15 protein-coding genes, 5 tRNA genes and 1 pseudogene are annotated in these 16,606 nt (G+C 52.8%); 19 read left to right on the forward strand and 2 right to left on the reverse strand.

Annotated features, from left to right (window positions below):
• The first annotated feature begins 3 nt into the window (after positions 1–3).
• The 19 genes and pseudogenes from mngB (at position 4) to pnuC (ending at position 14,921) form a co-directional block, all read left to right on the forward strand.
• Entirely contained in the window at positions 4–2,634 is a 2,631-nt protein-coding gene (gene mngB / locus BFV64_RS06305; RefSeq protein WP_045134252.1) for a mannosylglycerate hydrolase, read from the forward strand.
• A gap of 672 nt (positions 2,635–3,306) precedes the next feature.
• Entirely contained in the window at positions 3,307–4,875 is a 1,569-nt protein-coding gene (cydA, locus tag BFV64_RS06310) for a cytochrome ubiquinol oxidase subunit I (protein ID WP_014883043.1), read from the forward strand.
• A 15-nt stretch (positions 4,876–4,890) separates the two neighbouring features.
• Positions 4,891–6,030 carry a cytochrome d ubiquinol oxidase subunit II gene (gene cydB, locus BFV64_RS06315; protein WP_014883044.1) on the forward strand — a complete coding sequence of 380 codons (1,140 nt, stop codon included), beginning with the start codon at positions 4,891–4,893 and terminating at the stop codon, positions 6,028–6,030.
• 14 nt (positions 6,031–6,044) lie between these two features.
• On the forward strand, positions 6,045–6,158 hold the full coding sequence (cydX, locus tag BFV64_RS06320; RefSeq protein ID WP_003858598.1) for a cytochrome bd-I oxidase subunit CydX: 114 nt from the start codon (positions 6,045–6,047) through the stop codon (positions 6,156–6,158).
• Positions 6,158–6,448: a cyd operon protein YbgE gene (gene ybgE, locus BFV64_RS06325; RefSeq protein ID WP_010428735.1), complete on the forward strand. Its 291-nt coding sequence runs from the start codon at positions 6,158–6,160 to the stop codon at positions 6,446–6,448. The genes cydX and ybgE overlap by 1 nt, the downstream gene beginning before the upstream one ends.
• Positions 6,449–6,596: 148 nt before the next feature.
• Complete coding sequence (gene ybgC, locus BFV64_RS06330; protein ID WP_003858593.1) at positions 6,597–7,001, forward strand: tol-pal system-associated acyl-CoA thioesterase; 405 nt, start codon at positions 6,597–6,599, stop codon at positions 6,999–7,001.
• Positions 6,998–7,690 (forward strand): Tol-Pal system protein TolQ, encoded by a 693-nt coding sequence (tolQ, locus tag BFV64_RS06335; RefSeq protein WP_008501101.1) that lies wholly within the window; start codon positions 6,998–7,000, stop codon positions 7,688–7,690. The genes ybgC and tolQ overlap by 4 nt, the downstream gene beginning before the upstream one ends.
• 3 nt (positions 7,691–7,693) lie before the next feature.
• Positions 7,694–8,122 carry a colicin uptake protein TolR gene (gene tolR / locus BFV64_RS06340; RefSeq protein WP_003858589.1) on the forward strand — a complete coding sequence of 143 codons (429 nt, stop codon included), beginning with the start codon at positions 7,694–7,696 and terminating at the stop codon, positions 8,120–8,122.
• A 28-nt stretch (positions 8,123–8,150) separates the two neighbouring features.
• Positions 8,151–9,419 carry a cell envelope integrity protein TolA gene (gene tolA / locus BFV64_RS06345; RefSeq protein WP_045281592.1) on the forward strand — a complete coding sequence of 423 codons (1,269 nt, stop codon included), beginning with the start codon at positions 8,151–8,153 and terminating at the stop codon, positions 9,417–9,419.
• A gap of 130 nt (positions 9,420–9,549) precedes the next feature.
• Positions 9,550–10,842 carry a Tol-Pal system beta propeller repeat protein TolB gene (gene tolB, locus BFV64_RS06350; protein WP_013097529.1) on the forward strand — a complete coding sequence of 431 codons (1,293 nt, stop codon included), beginning with the start codon at positions 9,550–9,552 and terminating at the stop codon, positions 10,840–10,842.
• 35 nt (positions 10,843–10,877) lie between these two features.
• Complete coding sequence (gene pal / locus BFV64_RS06355; protein WP_003858578.1) at positions 10,878–11,399, forward strand: peptidoglycan-associated lipoprotein Pal; 522 nt, start codon at positions 10,878–10,880, stop codon at positions 11,397–11,399.
• Positions 11,400–11,408: 9 nt separating this feature from the next.
• Positions 11,409–12,206 (forward strand): cell division protein CpoB, encoded by a 798-nt coding sequence (cpoB, locus tag BFV64_RS06360; protein WP_023332428.1) that lies wholly within the window; start codon positions 11,409–11,411, stop codon positions 12,204–12,206.
• Positions 12,207–12,367: 161 nt separating this feature from the next.
• Positions 12,368–12,443 (forward strand) — tRNA-Lys (locus BFV64_RS06365).
• A gap of 26 nt (positions 12,444–12,469) precedes the next feature.
• Positions 12,470–12,545: transfer RNA gene (locus BFV64_RS06370), tRNA-Val, on the forward strand.
• 3 nt (positions 12,546–12,548) lie between these two features.
• A tRNA-Lys gene (locus BFV64_RS06375) sits at positions 12,549–12,624 on the forward strand.
• Positions 12,625–12,770: 146 nt separating this feature from the next.
• Positions 12,771–12,846: transfer RNA gene (locus tag BFV64_RS06385), tRNA-Lys, on the forward strand.
• Between the two features lie 23 nt (positions 12,847–12,869).
• Positions 12,870–12,945: transfer RNA gene (locus BFV64_RS06390), tRNA-Lys, on the forward strand.
• 191 nt (positions 12,946–13,136) lie between these two features.
• Positions 13,137–14,179 (forward strand): annotated as a pseudogene (nadA, locus tag BFV64_RS06395) (quinolinate synthase NadA).
• Between the two features lie 22 nt (positions 14,180–14,201).
• Positions 14,202–14,921 (forward strand): nicotinamide riboside transporter PnuC, encoded by a 720-nt coding sequence (pnuC, locus tag BFV64_RS06400; RefSeq protein ID WP_069601827.1) that lies wholly within the window; start codon positions 14,202–14,204, stop codon positions 14,919–14,921.
• Here the strand turns inward: pnuC and zitB are convergent.
• Positions 14,918–15,856, reverse strand: coding sequence for a CDF family zinc transporter ZitB (gene zitB / locus BFV64_RS06405; RefSeq protein ID WP_045281113.1), 939 nt, complete (start codon positions 15,854–15,856; stop codon positions 14,918–14,920). The two genes, pnuC and zitB, sit on opposite strands and share 4 nt — an antisense overlap.
• A gap of 105 nt (positions 15,857–15,961) precedes the next feature.
• Positions 15,962–16,342: a protein YbgS gene (locus BFV64_RS06410; RefSeq protein ID WP_058689823.1), complete on the reverse strand. Its 381-nt coding sequence runs from the start codon at positions 16,340–16,342 to the stop codon at positions 15,962–15,964.
• Between the last annotated feature and the right edge of the window lie 264 nt (positions 16,343–16,606).

Genomic DNA, 16,606 nt, shown 5'->3' on the forward strand with positions numbered 1-16,606 from the left:
AAGATGAAAGCTGTATCTCGCGTTCATATCACACCGCATATGCACTGGGACCGTGAGTGGTATTTCACCACCGAAGAGTCACGTATTCTTCTGGTCAATAATATGGAAGAGATCCTGACCCGCCTGGAGCAGGATGACGAGTATAAATATTACGTCCTTGATGGGCAGACGGCGGTGCTGGAGGATTATTTTGCCGTCGTGCCTGAAAACCGCGCGCGCGTGAAGGCCCTGGTCGAGCGCGGAAAACTGATTATCGGCCCCTGGTATACCCAGACTGATACCACCCTCGTCAGCGGCGAGTCGATCGTCCGCAACCTTATGTATGGCATTCGCGACTGTATGGCGTTCGGCGAGCCGATGAAAATCGGCTATCTGCCGGATTCATTTGGTATGTCCGGTCAGCTTCCGCATATTTATAACGGGTTTGGCATAACGCGGACCATGTTCTGGCGCGGCTGCTCGGAACGACACGGAACCGATAAAACGGAATTTCTCTGGCAGAGCCAGGACGGCAGCGAAGTGACGGCACAGGTGCTGCCGCTGGGCTACGCGATTGGTAAGTACTTACCGGAGGACGAAGCGGGGCTGCGAAAGCGGCTCGACAGCTATCTCGAGGTGCTGGAAAGCGCCTCCGTCACCAAAGAGATTTTGCTGCCCAACGGTCACGATCAGATGCCGCTGCAGCAGAATATTTTTGCAGTAATGGACAAGCTGCGAGAAATCTATCCCCAGCGTCAGTTTGTGATGAGTCGGTTCGAAGAGGTATTTGACCACATCGATGCGCACCGCGATGAACTGGCGACGGTAAAAGGGGAGTTTATCGACGGGAAATACATGCGCGTTCACCGGACAATCGGCTCTACGCGCATGGACATCAAAATCGCCCATGCGCGTATTGAGAACAAAATTGTCAATATCCTCGAGCCGCTGGCGACCCTTGCCTGGACGCTGGGCTTCGATTACCACCACGGTCTGCTGGAGAAAATGTGGAAAGAGATCCTCAAAAACCACGCTCACGACAGCATCGGTTGCTGCTGCAGCGACAAAGTGCATCGTGAGATTGTCTCCCGCTTCGAACTGGCTGAAGACATGGCAGACAACCTGGTGCGTTTCTATATGCGCAAGATTGTCGACAACATGCAGCAAAGCGATGCCGATAAGCTGGTGATGTTCAACCTGATGCCCTGGCCGCGTGAAGAGGTGATGAACACCACCATCCGACTGCGTGCCAGCCAGTTCCGTCTGCGGGATGATAAAGGCAATGAGATTCCGTATTTCATTCGCAGCGCACGCGAACTCGACCCCGGTCTCATCGACCGACAGATTGTCCATTACGGCAATTACGAACCGTTTATGGAGTTTGATATTCAGCTCAGCCAGATACTGCCGTCGATGGGGTACCGTACGTTGTTTATCGAACCGAACGTGGCCGGGAAGCAGCGCCCAGAGGTGAAAAACACAGAATCCTTACTTGAAAATGCGTTCTGGCAGGTTGATTTCAATGAAGACGGCACGCTGCGCCTGCGTGACAAAGAAACCGGGCTGATTTATGACCGCGTACTGGAAATCGAAGAGAGTTCGGATGATGGCGATGAGTACGACTACTCGCCTGCCCGGGAAGAGTGGAGGCTCACTTCAGCACAGGGCGAGCATCAGGTTGAGGTGACGCATGAAGGCTGGCAGAGCAGGGCGGTGATCCGTCATCGGATCGCTGTTCCGGCTAATCTGGCCGAACGCACGGCACGTCAGAGGAACGGTTCTCTCAGCGCTGAGTTTGAAATAACGCTTAGCCACAACAGCAGACGCATTGATGTGGCGGTTCGTCTGGACAATCAGGCTGACGACCACCGCGTTCGCGTGCTGATCCCAACGCCGTTTACAACCCTGGAGGTGTTAGCGGATACGCAGTTTGGTACGGTCACGCGTGCTGCGCAGGATCCCGCCATGCAAAACTGGCAGGAGGAGGGCTGGAAAGAAGCGCCGGTTCCCGTCTGGAACTTACTCAATTACGCCGTCCTGCAGGAGAAACGAAACGGGCTGGCGCTGTTCACCGAGGGACTGCGCGAATTTGAAGTGGTGGGCGAGGATAAAAAAGCCTTTGCCGTAACCTTGTTGCGTGGCGTGGGGCTACTCGGCAAAGAAGATTTGCTGTTGCGTCCCGGCAGACCATCAGGGATCAAACTGCCCGTTCCTGACTCCCAGGTTCGGGGCGCGCTAAGCTGTCGCTTTAGTCTCTTCAGTTTCAGCGGTACGCCGGAAAATGCGGGTGTCGCGCAGCAGGCTAAATCGTGGTTAACGCCTGTACAGTGCTACAACAAAATTCCCTGGGATGCCATGAAACTGAACCGCGCACCGTTTACCACGCCGGAAAGTTACAGTTTGTTAGCGCTTTCGCCAACGGGATGTGTGCTCAGTGCTCTCAAAAAGGCGGAAGATCGTGATGAGCTTATTCTTCGTCTGTTTAACCCGTCAGCGTCCAGCGCATGTGATGCGACGTTATCTGTGAATCCGACGGTGAAACGGTGCTGCGAAACGGACATGAATGAACAGGTGTTAGCGCAGCATGAAGGCGAGGGCATTGCCGGGGTATTCAGGCCTGGACAGTCACGCACCTTTAGCGTGCTTGTCGGCTGAAAACAGTGATAAAAAGGCTGCAGCGTTAGCGGCCTTTTTTCATTGAATAGTCACACCGTGGTGTTAACTTATGGGGTGATAAAGGTAAATTAAATGTAATTTCTAAGAGTTGAAGAAAAGCAATGGAAAAATAATCTGGCTCGACTACGCTTTATTGTTGGTCGCGCTTGAAAAGGACAATTTCTCTCGCGTTAATAAAAATCACTTCTGTTTATATTTTTTCCTTCTTCGATAACCTATCACATCCTTGCATGTACATATCGTTAACATGGTTTTTACCATTCTCACCGCGTTTAAACATGATTAACATTGCTGCTTGTTTTTGATTTAAATCAATGTTTAATCCTTGGAAAAAGGCGTTGAAAAGCGCTAAATTGTTCCCGATCAAAATGGCCGAAAAGTGGTAATTTTGCTATAAATTGATCGCCGTCGAAAAACGTAAATGTGATTCAATAAAAACCTGTTTATTGTAAGGGTTTTGCAGCGTATTATATTTGCGGGATCAATTTGAGTTTTTTATTAACCTATTTGTAACCTGACGTCATCGTTTTTATCCTTCTTCAGGGTAATAACGACGACCAGGATGCGAATAATTTGTATTGGGGCATGCGTGTGGATCTCTTCTGACGGGGTTCACTCTCGGAGTCTTCATGCGATGAGCAAGGAGTCATAATGTTAGACGTAGTCGAACTGTCGCGCTTACAGTTTGCCTTGACCGCGATGTACCACTTCCTGTTTGTGCCGCTGACGCTCGGTATGGCGTTCCTGCTGGCCATTATGGAAACGGTTTACGTCCTCTCCGGCAAACAGATTTATAAAGATATGACCAAGTTCTGGGGCAAGTTGTTTGGTATCAACTTCGCACTGGGCGTGGCCACCGGTCTGACCATGGAGTTCCAGTTCGGGACTAACTGGTCATACTATTCCCACTATGTAGGGGACATCTTCGGTGCGCCGCTGGCCATTGAAGGTCTGATGGCCTTCTTCCTCGAATCCACCTTTGTAGGTCTGTTCTTCTTCGGCTGGGACCGTCTGGGTAAAGTCCAGCATATGGCCGTCACCTGGCTGGTGGCATTAGGTTCGAACCTGTCCGCGCTGTGGATCCTGGTGGCGAACGGCTGGATGCAGAACCCCATCGCGTCTGATTTCAACTTCGAGACCATGCGTATGGAGATGGTCAGCTTTGCCGAGCTGGTCCTGAACCCGGTTGCACAGGTGAAATTCGTTCACACCGTGGCTTCTGGTTACGTGTGCGGCGCGATGTTCATTCTGGGCATCAGCTCTTACTACATGCTGCGCGGTCGTGACTTCGCCTTTGCTAAGCGCTCCTTTGCTATCGCTGCAAGCTTCGGTATGGCTGCCATCCTCTCTGTTATCGTTCTGGGTGATGAATCCGGTTACGAAATGGGTGACGTGCAGAAAACCAAACTGGCTGCAATCGAAGCTGAATGGGAAACTCAACCCGCGCCTGCTGCCTTTACGCTGTTCGGTATTCCCGATCAGGACGCGCAGGAAAACCGCTTCGCGATTCAGATCCCTTACGCGCTGGGTATCATCGCCACCCGTTCTGTTGATAAGCAGGTCACTGGTCTGAAAGAGCTGATGGTTCAGCACGAAGAGCGTATCCGTAACGGTATGAAAGCCTACTCGCTGCTGGAACAGCTGCGTGCCGGTTCGACCGATCAGGCGGTACGTGACCAGTTCAACGACGTGAAGAAAGATCTGGGTTACGGTCTGCTGCTGAAACGCTATACCCCGAACGTTTCTGATGCGACGGAAGCGCAGATCCAGATGGCGACCAAAGACTCCATTCCGCGTGTTGCGCCACTGTACTTCGCATTCCGTATCATGGTGGGCTGCGGCATCATCATGCTGCTGATCATTGCGGCTTCCTTCTGGTCCGTCATTCGTAACCGCATCGGCGAGAAAAAATGGCTGCTGCGCACGGCGCTGTACGGTATTCCACTGCCGTGGATCGCTATCGAATCCGGCTGGTTTGTTGCGGAGTATGGCCGTCAGCCATGGGCCATTGGTGAGGTACTGCCAACGGCGGTAGCGAACTCTTCCCTGACTGCAGGCGACCTGATCTTCTCCATGCTGCTGATTTGCGGTCTGTACACCCTGTTCCTGGTGGCTGAACTGTTCCTGATGTTCAAGTTCGCGCGCCTTGGCCCAAGCAGCCTGAAAACCGGTCGCTATCACTACGAGCAGTCCACTGCGACTACTCAGCCGGCACGCTAAGACAGGAGTCATCAAATGATCGATTATGAAGTATTGCGTTTTATCTGGTGGCTGCTGATTGGCGTTCTGCTGATCGGTTTCGCTGTCACCGATGGTTTCGACATGGGGGTGGGGATGCTCACTCGTTTCCTCGGTCGTAATGACACCGAGCGTCGAATCATGATCAACTCCATCGCCCCGCACTGGGACGGTAACCAGGTGTGGCTGATCACCGCAGGCGGCGCGCTGTTTGCTGCCTGGCCGATGGTCTACGCGGCTGCGTTCTCCGGCTTCTATGTGGCGATGATTCTGGTGCTGGCCTCTTTATTCTTCCGTCCGGTCGGTTTCGACTACCGTTCCAAGATTGAAGACACCCGCTGGCGCAACATGTGGGACTGGGGCATCTTCATTGGTAGCTTCGTTCCACCGCTGGTGATCGGCGTGGCGTTCGGTAACCTGTTGCAGGGTGTACCGTTCCACCTGGACGAATACATGCGTCTTTACTACACCGGTAACTTCTTCCAGTTGCTGAATCCGTTTGGTCTGCTGGCGGGTGTGGTGAGCGTGGCGATGATCATCACGCAGGGCGCAACATACCTGCAGATGCGTACGGTGGGTGAACTGCACCTGCGTTCCCGTGCGACGGCTCAGGTTGCTGCACTGGTGACGCTGGTCTGCTTCGCACTGGCAGGCGTATGGGTGGTGTACGGTATTGATGGTTATGTCGTGACGTCTGCAATCAACCATACGGCACCGTCTAACCCGCTGACCAAAGAAGTGGCGCGTCAGGCTGGCGCATGGCTGGTGAACTTCAATAACATGCCTGCACTGTGGGCGATCCCGGCTCTGGGTGTACTGCTGCCTCTGCTGACCATGCTGACGTCTCGTCTGGAGAAAGGCGCGCTGGCGTTCCTGTTCTCCTCGCTGACCCTGGCGTGCATCATCCTGACGGCGGGTATTGCCATGTTCCCATTCGTCATGCCATCCAGCACCATGCTGAATGCTAGCCTGACCATGTGGGATGCAACCTCCAGCCATATGACGCTGAACTTAATGACTTACGTTGCTTGCGTGTTCGTTCCGATTGTTCTGGCTTACACCATCTGGTGTTACTGGAAAATGTTCGGTCGTATCACCAAAGAACATATCGAAAGCAACACCCACTCTATGTACTAAGTAAGGAGCTGAATATGTGGTATTTCGCATGGATTTTAGGGACGCTTCTTGCCTGTGCTTTTGGTGTCATCACCGCCCTGGCGCTTGAGCATGTTGAAGCGACGAAAGCGGGTGAAGAAAAACACTGATGAATATTATCGCGACGCTTTACGCGGTAATGGATAAGCGCCCGTTACGGGCGCTTTCTTTAGTGATGGCATTACTGCTGGCAGGCTGCATCTTCTGGGACCCGTCGCGTTTCGCGGCAAAAACAAGCGAACTGGAAATCTGGCATGGCTTCCTCATTATGTGGGCAGTGTGTGCTGGGGTGATCCACGGCGTGGGCTTTCGTCCGAAAGCGGTACACTGGCAGGGCATTTTCTGCCCGCTGATTGCCGATCTGGTTCTCCTCGCCGGTTTGATTTTCTTCTTCTTCTGAATAAGAAATGTCCTATAACGATATGGGCTTACCCGAGCCCATAAAAATTTACTCTCCGTTTACTTTCTCCCATTCCAAACCATCTTTCCCGCGCGTATAGTAGCGAAGTTTGAAAGCTCCAACTTTTCTTGTATTACTGGGATGTAAAGTGAATACAACGCTGTTTCGATGGCCGGTTCGTGTCTATTACGAAGATACCGATGCCGGTGGTGTGGTTTACCACGCCAGCTACGTTGCTTTTTATGAACGGGCACGCACAGAGATGCTGCGCCATCATCACTTTAGTCAACAGGTGCTGTTGGCTGAGCGAGTTGCCTTCGTGGTACGCAAGATGACGCTTGAGTATTTTGCGCCTGCCAGACTCGACGACATGCTCGAAGTCCAAACTGAAATTACATCAATGCGCGGGACCTCACTGGTTTTCACGCAGCGGATAGTCAACGCAGAGAACACCGTACTGAACTCAGCTGAAGTACTGATTGTTTGTGTTGATCCAACCATAATGAAGCCTCGTGCGCTTCCTAAGTCTATTGTCGCGGAGTTTAAGCAGTGACTGACATGAATATCCTTGATTTGTTCCTGAAGGCAAGCCTTCTGGTTAAACTTATCATGTTGATTTTGATTGGTTTTTCAATCGCATCCTGGGCCATCATCATCCAGAGAACGCGTATCCTCAATGCTGCTGGCCGTGAAGCGGAAGCGTTTGAAGATAAGTTCTGGTCGGGTATTGAGCTTTCTCGCCTGTATCAGGAGAGCCAGGGGCGCCGTGAAAACCTGACCGGCTCCGAACAAATTTTCTATAGCGGCTTCAAAGAGTTTGCTCGCCTGCATCGCGCAAATAACCATGCGCCGGAAGCGGTTGTGGAAGGCGCTTCTCGTGCGATGCGTATCTCCATGAACCGTGAGCTGGAAAATCTTGAAACGCACATTCCTTTCCTCGGTACTGTCGGCTCCATCAGCCCGTATATCGGCCTGTTTGGTACAGTATGGGGGATCATGCACGCCTTTATCGCGCTGGGTGCGGTGAAGCAGGCGACGTTGCAGATGGTTGCACCGGGTATCGCTGAAGCACTGATTGCGACCGCTATCGGTCTGTTTGCGGCAATCCCGGCGGTAATGGCTTACAACCGCCTGAACCAGCGCGTGAACAAACTGGAACTGAACTACGACAACTTTATGGAAGAGTTCACTGCGATTCTGCACCGTCAGGCGTTTACCAGCACCGAGAGCAACAAGGGGTAAACCATGGCCAGATCGCGTGGACGAGGTCGTCGCGAGCTCAAGTCCGAAATCAATATCGTTCCACTGCTGGACGTCCTGTTGGTACTGCTGCTGATCTTCATGGCAACAGCGCCAATCATAACCCAGAGCGTGGAGGTGGATCTGCCGGATGCGACAGAATCACAGGCGGTGAGCACCAATGACGATCCTCCGGTCATCATTGAAGTTTCCGGCGTAGGGCAGTACAGCGTGGTGGTAGAAAAAGATCGTATGGATCAGCTTCCACCGGAGCAGGTGATAGCTGAGGCGCAGCGTCGCCTGGAGTCAAATCCGAAAACGGTCTTCTTAATCGGTGGCGCGAAAGACGTACCCTACGATGAAATTATTAAAGCGCTGAACTTGCTACATAGTGCGGGTGTTAAGTCAGTTGGCTTAATGACTCAACCTATTTGATCATCCGCGTAGTTTTTGGGAACCGATAGTGTCAAAGGCAACCGAACAGAACGACAAGCTTAAGCGAGCGATAATCGTCTCCGCAGTACTGCACGTGATTCTTTTTGCAGCGCTGATCTGGAGTTCGTTCGATGAGCATATTGATGCATCAGGCGGCGGTGGAGGGTCTTCCATCGATGCCGTTATGGTGGATCCCGGTGCGGTAGTGCAAAACTATAATCGCCAACAGCAGCAGAAGGCGAGTGCAAAACGGGCTGAAGAACAGCGTGAAAAACAGGCGCAACAGCAAGCGGAAGAGCTGCGTGAAAAGCAGGCCGCGGAGCAGGAACGTCTGAAGCAGCTTGAGAAAGAACGTTTGCAGGCGCAGGAAGCGGCGAAAGAGCAGGCGGAACAGCAAAAGCAAGCTGAAGAGGCCGCGAAAAAAGCGCAGGAGCAGCAAAAGCAGGCGGAAGAAGCGGCCGCTAAAGCCGCAGCGGATGCCAAAGCGAAGGCTGATGCCCAGGCAAAATTAGCGGCTGAAGCAGCGAAGAAAGCGGCTGCCGATGCCCAGAAAAAAGCTGAAGCCGAAGCCGCGAAGAAAGCCGCTGCTGATGCTCAGAAGAAAGCCGAAGCCGAAGCGGCGAAGAAAGCGGCTGCTGACGCTCAGAAGAAAGCTGAAGCCGAAGCGGCGAAGAAAGCCGCTCAGGAAGCAGAGAAGAAAGCAGCGGCTGACGCTGCGAAGAAAGCGGCTGCTGCCGAGAAGGCCGCGGCTGAAAAAGCGGCTGCGGCTGAAAAAGCTGCTGCTGATAAAAAAGCGGCTGCCGAGAAAGCTGCAGCAGATAAAAAAGCGGCTGCCGAAAAGAAAGCTGCGGCTGAAAAAGCCGCTGCCAAAAAGGCCGCTGCAGATAAAGCGGCTGCGGCTGCCGGCGTCGACGATTTGCTGGGCGACCTGAGTTCAGGTAAGAACGCACCAAAAGCGGGTGGCGGGGCGAAAGGGAACGGTCAGCCGTCTAAAGACAGCGGGACCTCCGGCGCCAACGGCGGGGCAACGGGTGCAGATATCAGCGCTTATGCGAAGCAGATTCAGGTGGCGATCCAAAGCCGTCTGTTTGATGCGGGCCTGTATCAGGGCAAACAGTGCGTGCTGCATATCAATCTTGCCCCAGATGGACGGTTGAAAAGCGTCACTTCTGAAGGGGGCGATCCTGCGCTTTGTCAGGCAGCGTTAGCCGCAGCAAGATCGGCGAACATTCCTAAACCGCCGAGTGAGGCTGTTTACGATAAGATAAAAGATGCCAAACTAGACTTTAAGCTGTGATCGTCTTTCCTTTGGGAAGTATAGAAAACCGACTATTGTCATAGCCAGGATCGTGTAGTTTTGTCTATTTGAGTTTGTTAACATTCTGCTAAATTATCGTGGGTAAGGTTACCCGGATAAGGGAGATATGATGAAGCAGGCATTACGTGTAGCATTTAGTTTTTTAATGCTGTGGGCAGCTGTGCTGCACGCAGAAGTACGTATCGAGATCACCCAGGGGGTGGACTCGGCACGCCCAATCGGTGTTGTTCCGTTCCAGTGGGCCGGTCCTGGCGCTGCACCTGAAGATGCCGGTGGCATCGTGGCGGCTGACCTGCGTAACAGCGGTAAATTCAACCCGTTAGATCGTTCTCGTCTGCCTCAGCAGCCGGGCAGCGCACAGGAAGTACAGCCTGCTGCATGGTCTGCGCTGGGTATTGATGCGGTCGTTGTGGGTCAGGTTACCCCTAACCCGGACGGCTCTTACAACGTGGCCTGGCAGCTGGTAGATACCGGCGGTGCACCGGGTACCGTTCTGGCACAGAACTCTTACAAGGTCACTAAACAGTACCTGCGCTACGCGGCTCACGCGGCCAGCGATGCGGTATTCGAAAAACTGACCGGCATTAAAGGTGCGTTCCGTACCCGTATTGCTTATGTGGTGCAGACCAACGGCGGTCAGTTCCCGTATGAGCTGCGCGTCTCTGACTACGACGGCTACAACCAGTTCCTGGTGAAACGTTCTTCCCAGCCGCTGATGTCTCCAGCCTGGTCTCCGGACGGTTCTAAACTGGCATACGTGACTTTCGAGAGCGGTCGTTCTGCGCTGGTTATCCAGACGCTGGCTAACGGTGCTGTGCGTCAGGTAGCGTCGTTCCCACGTCACAACGGTGCGCCTTCCTTCTCTCCGGACGGCTCTAAACTGGCCTTTGCGCTGTCTAAAACCGGTAGCCTGAACCTGTATGTGATGGATATTGGCTCTGGCCAGATCCGCCAGGTGACCGATGGTCGCAGCAACAACACCGAACCTTCATGGTTCCCGGACAGTCAAAACCTGGCGTTTACCTCTGACCAGGCTGGCCGTCCACAAATCTATAAAGTAAACATCAACGGCGGTGCTCCGCAGCGTATTACCTGGGAAGGTTCGCAGAACCAGAACGCAGACGTGAGCAGCGACGGTAAATTCATGGTAATGGTCAGCTCCAACGGTGGGCAGCAGCACATTGCCAAACAAGATCTGGTAGCGGGTGGCGTTCAAGTTCTGTCGTCAACGTTCCTGGATGAAACGCCAAGTCTGGCACCTAACGGCACTATGGTAATCTACAGCTCTTCTCAGGGGATGGGATCTGTGCTGAATCTGGTTTCTACAGATGGGCGTTTCAAAGCGCGTATTCCGGCCACTGATGGACAGGTAAAATCACCTGCCTGGTCGCCGTATCTGTAAATAATAATTAATTGATTACTAAAGGAATCATAGAAATGCAACTGAACAAAGTGCTGAAGGGGCTGATGATCGCTCTGCCTGTAATGGCAATCGCAGCGTGTTCTTCTAACAAGAACGCAAGCAATGACCAGAGCGGCGAAGGCATGATGGGTGCCGGTACCGGTATGGACGCGAACGGCAATGGCAACATGTCTTCTGAAGAGCAGGCGCGTCTTCAGATGCAGCAGCTGCAGCAGAACAACATCGTTTACTTCGATCTGGATAAATACGACATCCGTTCTGACTTCGCTGCGATGCTGGATGCTCACGCTAACTTCCTGCGTAGCAACCCATCTTACAAAGTCACCGTAGAAGGTCACGCGGACGAACGTGGTACCCCAGAGTACAACATCTCCCTGGGTGAACGTCGTGCTAACGCTGTTAAAATGTACCTGCAGGGTAAAGGCGTTTCTGCTGATCAGATCTCCATCGTTTCTTACGGTAAAGAAAAACCTGCAGTACTGGGTCACGACGAAGCGGCTTACTCCAAAAACCGTCGTGCCGTACTGGTTTACTAAGAGAATGGCATGAGCAGTAACTTCAGACATCATCTGTTGAGTCTGTCGTTACTGGTTGGAATAGCGGCCCCCTGGGCCGCTTTTGCTCAGGCACCAATCAGTAGTGTCGGCTCAGGCTCGGTAGAAGACCGGGTCACTCAACTCGAGCGTATTTCTAACGCTCACAGTCAGCTTTTAACCCAACTCCAGCAACAACTTTCCGATAACCAAAACGATATTGACTCACTCCGCGGTCAGATTCAGGAAAGTCAGTATCAGCTTAACCAGGTTGTGGAACGTCAGAAGCAAATCTTGTTGCAGATAGATAGCCTGAGCAGCGGTGGTGGTGCAGCAGCACAACCCGCAGCAGGCGATCAGAGCGGAGCGGCGACATCCGCGCCCGCGCCGTCTGCGGATGCTTCCGCTTCCACAGGCGCGCCTGTACAGAGCGGTGACGCGAATACGGATTACAATGCGGCCATTGCCCTCGTGCAGGATCAATCTCGTCAGGACGACGCGATTGCTGCGTTTCAGAACTTTGTTAAGAAATACCCTGATTCAACCTACCAGCCAAATGCCAATTACTGGCTTGGTCAGTTGAATTACAACAAGGGTAAAAAGGATGATGCGGCGTTTTATTTTGCCTCCGTGGTGAAAAATTACCCAAAATCGCCGAAAGCGCCAGATGCGATGTATAAGGTTGGCGTGATCATGCAGGACAAAGGTGACACTGCGAAAGCCAAAGCGGTTTATCAGCAGGTGGTCGCCAAATTCCCTGGTACCGAAGGTGCCAAACAGGCGCAAAAACGTCTGAATTCGATGGGATGATTATCGCATGACCAGAAATCGCGTTATTTCTGGTCGTGCAGCATGATTCGTAAGCAGTTAAGTGATCTTCATCGAAATTTTTGTTGCGCAGAATTCTTAAATCAGTAATATATGCCGCCGTTGCCACGGGATATCAAACAACGTGAAAACAGCGTAAAAGTGGGTCGTTAGCTCAGTTGGTAGAGCAGTTGACTTTTAATCAATTGGTCGCAGGTTCGAATCCTGCACGACCCACCACTTAAGCAGTTCCGGTAGTACAGAGTGGGTGATTAGCTCAGTTGGTAGAGCATCTCCTTTACACGGAGGGGGTCGGCGGTTCGAGCCCGTCATCACCCACCACTCGGGTCGTTAGCTCAGTTGGTAGAGCAGTTGACTTTTAATCAATTGGTCGCAGGTTCGAATCCTGCACGACCCACCAATTTTAATGTCTTACTCAGATATTAAACGTGAAGGATAACGTTGCTTTAGCAACGGCCCGAAGGGCGAGGCGAAGCCGAGTCATCCTGCACGACCCACCACTTAAACGTGGTACCGAGTAAAAATCTTCGAAGTCAGCACCCGAATGGGTCGTTAGCTCAGTTGGTAGAGCAGTTGACTTTTAATCAATTGGTCGCAGGTTCGAATCCTGCACGACCCACCACTTCGAAGAAAAAATCCCGCAAGGGGTCGTTAGCTCAGTTGGTAGAGCAGTTGACTTTTAATCAATTGGTCGCAGGTTCGAATCCTGCACGACCCACCAATGTAGAAAGGCGCCCTAAAGGCGCCTTTTTGCTATCTGCAATTCTATAAATGCTCCACACCTCTATTCCCGGTGACTTTTCACTCCAGATTCGCTATCTTGTTTAGTATACAAAACACAATTGCCATGCGTTTTGCTATGTCAGGCAAAAGAAAGGCAATATTGTTAAGCCCGTAAAACGAGAAGCCATAATGAGTGTGATGTTTGATCCCGAAGCCGCCATCTATCCGTTTCCGCCAAAACCTGTTCCGCTAAGCCAGGACGAAAAACAGTTCTACCGCGAGAAGATCAAACGTCTTCTGAAAGAGCGAGACGCGGTGATGGTGGCGCATTACTACACCGACCCGGAAATCCAGCAACTGGCGGAAGAGACCGGGGGCTGCATCTCTGACTCTCTGGAGATGGCGCGCTTTGGCGCAAAACATCCTGCTTCCACGCTGCTTGTTGCTGGCGTGCGTTTTATGGGCGAAACGGCGAAAATTCTCAGCCCGGAAAAAACCATTTTGATGCCGACGCTGAATGCCGAGTGTTCGCTCGATCTTGGCTGCCCGATTGACGCGTTCACCGCCTTCTGCGACGCCCATCCTGACCGTACCGTGGTGGTTTATGCCAACACCTCCGCGGCGGTAAAAGCGCGGGCAGACTGGGTCGTGACCTCCAGCATCGCCGTTGAGCTGATTGAGCATCTGGACAGCCTGGGTGAGAAAATTATCTGGGCATCTGACCGACATCTCGGCAATTATGTTCAGAAGCAGACAGGCGCTGACGTCCTCTGCTGGCAGGGGGCCTGTATTGTGCACGACGAATTCAAAACCCAGGCGCTGGCACGCATGAAGGCGCTTTATCCTGACGCCGCCATTCTTGTTCACCCTGAATCCCCCAGTCCATTGTCGACATGGCGGATGCCGTGGGTTCAACCAGCCAGCTTATCAACGCGGCCAGAACGCTGCCGCACAAGCAGCTCATCGTGGCGACCGATCGCGGTATCTTTTATAAGATGCAGCAGGCCGTGCCGGAGAAAGAGCTCCTTGAGGCCCCAACGGCAGGCGAGGGCGCGACGTGTCGCAGCTGCGCGCATTGCCCGTGGATGGCGATGAACGGTCTGAAAGCGATTGCCGAAGGGCTGGAGACGGGCGGCGCCGCGCATGAAATTCATGTCGATGCTGCGCTGCGCGAAGGTGCGTTAATTCCGCTTAACCGCATGCTGGATTTTGCGGCTACACTACGTACTTAATTCAAAACGTTCCGGGGAAAAGATGGATTTTTTTAGCACGCAGAACATTCTGGTTCATATACCGATTGGTGCAGGTGGCTATGACCTGTCATGGATTGAGGCCGTCGGCACGCTGGCGGGTTTACTCTGCATCTGGCTGGCAAGCCTGGAGAAAATCAGCAATTACGCGTTCGGGCTGATTAACGTTACGCTGTTTGCGATTATCTTCTTCCAGATCCAGCTGTACGCCAGCCTGCTTTTGCAGTTGTTCTTCTTCGCCGCCAATATTTACGGCTGGTACGCATGGTCGCGGCAGAACAGCCAGCAGGAGGCTGAGCTACAGATCCGCTGGCTACCCCTGCCGAAAGCCATTGCCTGGTTTGTCGCTTGCGTGGTTGCTATTGGTTTCATGACCGTTTATATCAACCCGGTGTTTGCCTTCCTGACCCGTGTGGCCGTTTCGGCTATGTCCGGTATCGGCCTGAGCGTAACGATGCCAGAACTTCAGCCGGATGCTTTCCCGTTCTGGGATTCCTGCATGATGGTGCTGTCAATTGCGGCGATGATCCTGATGACCCGTAAATACGTTGAGAACTGGCTGCTGTGGGTCATCATCAACGTTATCAGCGTGGTCATTTTCGCGCTGCAGGGCGTCTATGCGATGTCGCTGGAATATCTGCTGCTGACCTTCATTGCCCTGAATGGCAGCCGTATGTGGATTAAGAGCGCGCGTGAGCGAGGCTCTCACACGCTTTCCCGCTAATGGTGATGATGATGTGAATGGTCGGGCTGCGCCTCGTTAAGGTGACAGTCCGGCCCGTTACAGGCCTGATACTCCATCTGGACGGTGGCGTGGCCAATCTCGTAATGATGTTCCAGGAAGTGATGAATGCGTTCCAGTAATGCATCATGATCGTGAGGTGGGATCACCTGAACGTGTAGCGTCATCACCGGTTTTTCGCCTACCTGCCAGACATGCACATGATGAACATTGCGCACTTCCGGGACAGAACGGCGCAGGTTACGCTTCAGCTCGTCAATGTCCATGGATGCGGGTGCCCCTTCAAGCAGTTCATTGACGCTCTCCTTCAGCAGACTCCAGGCGCTACGTAAAACCAGACACGATACCAGCACGGAGAGAATTGGGTCGACTGGCGTCCAGCCGGTATAGAGGATCACCAGCGCGGCGACTATCGCCCCGACTGAGCCGAGCAAATCCCCCAGCACATGCAGGGCAGCAGCGCGCACGTTGAGGTTCTTTTCTCCGCTGCCGCGATGCAAAATCCAGAATGCCAGAATATTCGCCAGCAGCCCCGCGACGGCAATCACCATCATTGTCGTTCCGGCTATTGGCTGCGGGTGCCTGAAGCGTTGGATGGCTTCCCAGACGATAAGAATAGTAATGACCACCAGCGCGATGGCGTTAACAAACGCGGCAAGCGTAGTCAGCCTCAACCAGCCGAAGGTATGGCGTGCGTTCGGAGGACGATGAGCAAATTGCACTGCCAGCAGAGCGAAGAGTAGCGCTGCGGCATCGGTCAGCATGTGCCCGGCATCAGCCAGCAACGCCAGCGAGCCGGAGACCAGACCGCCAATGACCTCGATAACCATAAACGTGGCCGTAACGCCGAAGGCCAGCATGAGTCGTTTTACGTTGTCATTTCCGGGAGAAGATGCGTGTGAGTGGGTGTGCGCCATGTCTGCTTTCCTGTTTCGTTATTTTTTAGTGTAGCGTTTTTAACAGGTTACTCCAAAAAGAAAGGAGAGCCTGGGCTCTCCTTTCGCATTTAAAGCACTGACGACTTACTGGGTTGTGCCATCGGTTTTGGTATTGGCATCGTTACCCACTTTGTCGTTAGGGTCGGGACATTTGCCGTCCTTACACATTGAGTTCTTATGAACTTCATTTGAACTCATATTGTCGTGATTCATGGTGCCGGAATCACTGCCGTTCGGATGCAGCATGGTGCCCCCGGTATTGGTGTTGCCGGTATTGATCTGGCTGTTATCGACATTATTTGGGGCGATATTCTGTTTCGCATCAGGGGCGACCTGGCCTGCTTCTGCTGCCGCATTGGCATCACCGTTGCTGTCTGAGGTGCCCGTTTCAGCAGCCAGGACGCTGCCGCTTGCCAGGGTGAGAGTGGCGGTCAGGAAGAGGGTTGCCAGTTTTGTCATTTTCATCATGGTGCTCCTGTTCTTGTCGTTACGCTGGATAACTTTCTCCAACAGTGCATCTTTTTAGAGGCGAAAGATTCCGCCTTACGGACTTACGTCAGTAGGGAATCGCGTTTAGGCGTATAAAATTGGTTGTTACAGTTAAAAAGCTTAGGTTAGATCTCATTTTTCGCTATTTTGTGGCGATTTTTAGGCGAATTCCAGGAATTATCTGCGTGAAGTGTAAAACCGTGTTTACACTTCCTGGTCGACAAGATAGATTGAAAGGAT

Origin of the sequence: Enterobacter kobei (assembly GCF_001729765.1) — a bacterium.
Classification (GTDB): Bacteria; Pseudomonadota; Gammaproteobacteria; order Enterobacterales; family Enterobacteriaceae; genus Enterobacter; species Enterobacter kobei.